This is a genomic window from Nonomuraea sp. NPDC049504 (assembly GCF_040676845.1).
Classification (GTDB): Bacteria; Actinomycetota; Actinomycetes; order Streptosporangiales; family Streptosporangiaceae; genus Nonomuraea; species Nonomuraea salmonea.
On the sequence record NZ_JBFAPT010000012.1, the window covers coordinates 1 to 3,952 of the forward strand.

At 73.0% G+C, this 3,952-nt stretch carries 4 protein-coding genes; 2 read left to right on the forward strand and 2 right to left on the reverse strand.

From position 1 onward, the window contains the following. The coding region (locus AB0K28_RS22920; RefSeq protein ID WP_364373322.1) for a hypothetical protein at positions 1–201 on the forward strand (201 nt) is incomplete at its 5' end. 54 nt (positions 202–255) lie between these two features. Further along, entirely contained in the window at positions 256–864 is a 609-nt protein-coding gene (locus tag AB0K28_RS22925; RefSeq protein WP_364373325.1) for an AAA family ATPase, read from the forward strand. Here AB0K28_RS22925 and AB0K28_RS22930 read toward each other — a convergent pair. Both AB0K28_RS22930 and AB0K28_RS22935 read right to left on the reverse strand, forming a co-directional pair. After that, positions 861–2,066, reverse strand: coding sequence for an MFS transporter (locus AB0K28_RS22930; RefSeq protein WP_364373327.1), 1,206 nt, complete (start codon positions 2,064–2,066; stop codon positions 861–863). The genes AB0K28_RS22925 and AB0K28_RS22930 overlap by 4 nt on opposite strands. Positions 2,067–2,488: 422 nt before the next feature. Then, a complete protein-coding gene (locus AB0K28_RS22935) occupies positions 2,489–3,730 on the reverse strand; it encodes an amidohydrolase (RefSeq protein WP_364373330.1) in 1,242 nt (413 codons plus the stop codon). Between the last annotated feature and the right edge of the window lie 222 nt (positions 3,731–3,952).

The following is a 3,952-nucleotide window of genomic DNA, read 5'->3' on the forward strand; positions in this document are numbered from 1 at the left end:
AACATCCCCGAGCCGGGCATTCCCGAGTCGTTCAAGGTGCTGATCAAGGAGATGCAGTCGCTGTGCCTCAACGTCGAGGTGCTCTCCAGCGACGGCTCGTCCATCGAGATGCGCGACACCGACGAGGACGTCTTCCGCGCGGCGGAGGAGCTCGGCATCGATCTGTCCCGGCGCGAGCCGAGCAGTGTGGACGAGATCTGACCGCACACCCCCGGGGTGGGCCGCCGCGCCCACCCCTGCGATCATGTGAGGACGATGCGTTACATCCTCACCGGCACCCCCGGGGCCGGGAAGACCACGATCCTGCGCGGCCTGGCCGCGCGCGGCCACGTCACCGTCGAGGAGGCGGCCACCGCGGTCATCGCGGCCGAGCAGGCCCGCGGCGACGCCGAGCCGTGGACCCGCCCCGCCTTCATCGCCAAGGTCGCCGACCTGCAGCGCCGCAGGCAGGAGCAGGCGGACGCGGGCCCGGGCGGGCCTCCGGGCGAGGGCGCGAGGGGCCCGGGCGGGGTCGCCGTGCGGTTCTTCGACCGGTCGCCCGTCTGCACCCACGCGCTCGCCACGTACGTCGGCCACCCCGTCCCGCCCGCCCTGACCGCCGAGATCGAGCGGCTGGCCCGGGAAGAGGTCTACGACCGGCATGTCTTCTTCGTCCGCAACCTCGGCTTCTGCGAGCCGACCGACGCCCGAAGGATCACCTTCGAGGAGTCCCTGGAGTTCGAAAGCCTCCACGAGAAGACCTACCGGGCGTTCGGCTACCACCTCATCGACGTGCCGGCCGGGCCACCGGACGAGCGGGTCGCCCTGATCGAGGAGACGGCGTCGAGGCTGGCGGCCGGGGCAGGCTGCCCCGCCTGCCCTTAGGGCGTCACGGGGACGGCCTGGCGGACGGCGGGGGAGAGCCAGCTCAGCGCGAGCGCCGTCGTCGCGGCGCCCAGCGCGGTCAGGATCGGCAGGACGGCGGCGACCTCGTACAGGGCGGTGCCGAGCAGCGGGCCGACGATGAACGTGGTGCCGATCGTGGCGTTGACCAGCCCCGCCACCGAGGCGTGCTGGCCCGGCCCCGCCACCAGGGTCGGCGCGGCGGTGAAGCCCGGCGCCGCCAGCCCGAGCCCCAGCCCCAGCAGCACGAACGCGGCGACGATCAGCCAGAGCGTGTCCGCCGCGGCGAGCAGCGCGAACGACGCCGCCGTGAGCGGGGCACCGGCCCGCATCAGCCGCAGCACCGGCCAGCGCAGCACCGGGATGAGCGCGCCCTGCACGGCCACGAGCACCAGCCCGGCCGCGACCAGCGTGACGCCCACCGCCCCCGCCGTCTCCTGCGGCCCCAGGTGGAGCCGGTCGGCCAGCAGGAAGCCGACGATCACTTGCACCAGGCCGAGCGACACATAGAGGCAGAAGCCGATCGCGAGCAGCGGCCACATGCGCGCGTCCCACGGGCGCAGCCGCGCCACCGGCTGCTCGGGCGGGGGAGCGGGCGCCGCCGGCGGCCGTACGGTGACCAGCACCCACACCGTGAGCAGCAGGCACACGACGGGCGCCAGGTAGAGCGGCAGCATGAGCGAGACCACGGCCAGCGCGCCGCCGCCGGCCGGTCCGAGTACCAGGGAGAGTCCCTGCGCGGCGCCGATCAGCCCGGTGGCGCGGGTGCGCTCGGCCTGCGTGGTGGTGCTCGCGGCGGCGACGGCGAGCGTGGACACCGGCAGCGCGGCCAGGCCCGCGCCGAAGAGCAGGCTGCGGGTCACCAGCAGCAGGCCGAACAGCACGGGGGAGGACAGGTGTCCGTCGAGCCCCACCGCGGCGACGACCCCGAACCCGGTCATGCCCGCCGTCGCCAGGCCGAGCCCGCACAGCAGCACCAGGCGTAACCCGAGCCGCCGCAGCGCCATGCCCCACAGCGGGCTGGCGATGGTCAGGGACGTGGCGGCGGCGGTGACGACGAGCCCGAGCTGGGTCTCGGTCAGGTGCAGCTCGCGGGAGAGCGGGGCGAGGACGGGGGTGAGGAGTTGCTGGGCCGAGAACACCACCAGGATGGTGACAAGTAACGGGATCAGGGCCTTGCGCACCAGCTGTCCTTTCTTTGAAAGGTCAGGGACAGCGTACGTGTGCGCGGCAATAACGACAATCATTTCCCGATAAGGCGGGCGTCGCGAGCGCAGCCACATTTACCGATTTTTCGGGACATGTGGCTTTTCATTTAGCGCGAAAAATGGCCCTTCGCGAGGACTTGCGAGCTGCCCCGCAGCCGCGTCCGCCATCGGGAGCCCGACCCGCGACATCCGGTATGACCAGGCATGATCGGCCAAGAGCCGCCGCCCGGCCTGGCCGCCGCGCGGTCTCGGGGGCGTTGAATCCAGAAGTGGCCTGAGGTGGCGGTGCGGCCGATCTCGTCGTCCACGGCATCCGTTAGTCAATGGGCTTTTGCTGGAGTTTGTGGTGAAAGACGAGAAACGTCCCGGTGCTCTTGGCGGTTCAGCATGTCGAAGGTTCAGGGGGCGAGCCAGGCGAGGGCCGCGACCACGGCCGCCTGCACGCCGGTGTCCAACGTGGGCCGGATCGGCGGGGCGAAGCGGGTGCTGTGGTTGCCGGGGACGTCGGCGGCGATCGTGTCGCGCCCGGCCGCCGCCTCGTACGCGGCCGGATCCGCCCCGCCGAACGCCCAGTACGTGTACGGCACCCCGAACGCGTCAGGGATCTCGCTGAAGTCCTCGCTGGCCGTCTGCAGGTCGAGCGGCACCGCCCGGCCGTCGAAGCGGGCGGCGAAGGCGGCGGCGACCTTCGCGGTGGCCGCCTCGTCGTTGACCGTGGGCGGGAACATGCCGAAGTGGTCGATCTCCGGCGGCCTAGGGGCGTCGGATGCGGCGCTCTCCGCGCGGGCGATGCGGGTGACGGCGTCCTTGACGCGCCGCCGCACGTCCTCCCGGTACGTCCGCACGTTGATCTGGATCTCGGCCCGCTCCGGGATGTTGCTGGGGTTCGTACCGGAATGGATGCTGCCGACCGTGAGCACCACCGGGGACAGCGCGCTCACCTCCCGCGCGACGACCGTCTGCAGCCGCACGACCAGCATCGAGGCCAGCACCACCGGATCGACGCCCCGGTCGGGGGCGGAGGCGTGGGCCGAGCGGCCGTACAGGGTGACGCGGTAGTCGTCGGCGGCCGACAGCACCGCGCCGGGGCGGGTCAGCACCTGGCCGGCGGGATAGGGCAGCACGTGCTGGGCCAGGCACACCTCCGGCCTGGGCACGCGCTCGGTCAGCCCGTCGGCGAGCATCGCGCGGGCGCCGTCGCCGGTTTCCTCGGCCGGCTGGAACAGGGCGACGTGCGTGCCCCGCCAGGCGCCGGTGGCCTGTGACAGCAGCCGGGCGGCGCCCAGGAGACAGGCCATGTGCAGGTCGTGGCCGCAGGCGTGCATGAGCGGGCGGCCGCCGGCGTCGGTCGCGGTGCTCGCGTACGGGAGGCCGGTCTCCTCCTCGAGCGGCAGGGCGTCAAGCTCCGCGCGGGACAGCACGCACGGGCCCGCGCCGTTGCGCAGCACGCCCACGACGCCGGTGCCGCCGATGCCACAGTGCACCTCGTAGCCCAGCGCGCGCAGCTCGTCGGCCACCTTGGCGGCGGTGCGGTGTTCCTGGTGGCTGAGTTCCGGGTGGGCGTGCAGGTCGCGGTAGAGCTCCTCCAGGCCGGGCCTGGCGGCGTCCAGACCGGCCAGCACCGTTTCGACGTTCCGCACACCGGGATGCTTTCCGCGAACGGCGCGTCAATGGCTATGGGCTCGCAAATGCTTCGGCAAGCCGCACAGACCGGCCGCACAGACCGGCCGCACAGACCGGCCGCACAGACCGGCCGCACAGACCGGCCGCACAGACCGGCCGCACAGACCGGCCGCACAGACCGGCCGCACAGACCGGCCGCACAGACCGGCCGCACAGACCGGCCGCACAGACCGGCCGGT

Bases quoted from the DNA above. Each gene is read 5' to 3' on its own strand.
- AB0K28_RS22925 (WP_364373325.1), top strand. From the start codon at position 256: ATGCGTTACATCCTCACCGGCACCCCCGGGGCCGGGAAGACCACGATC.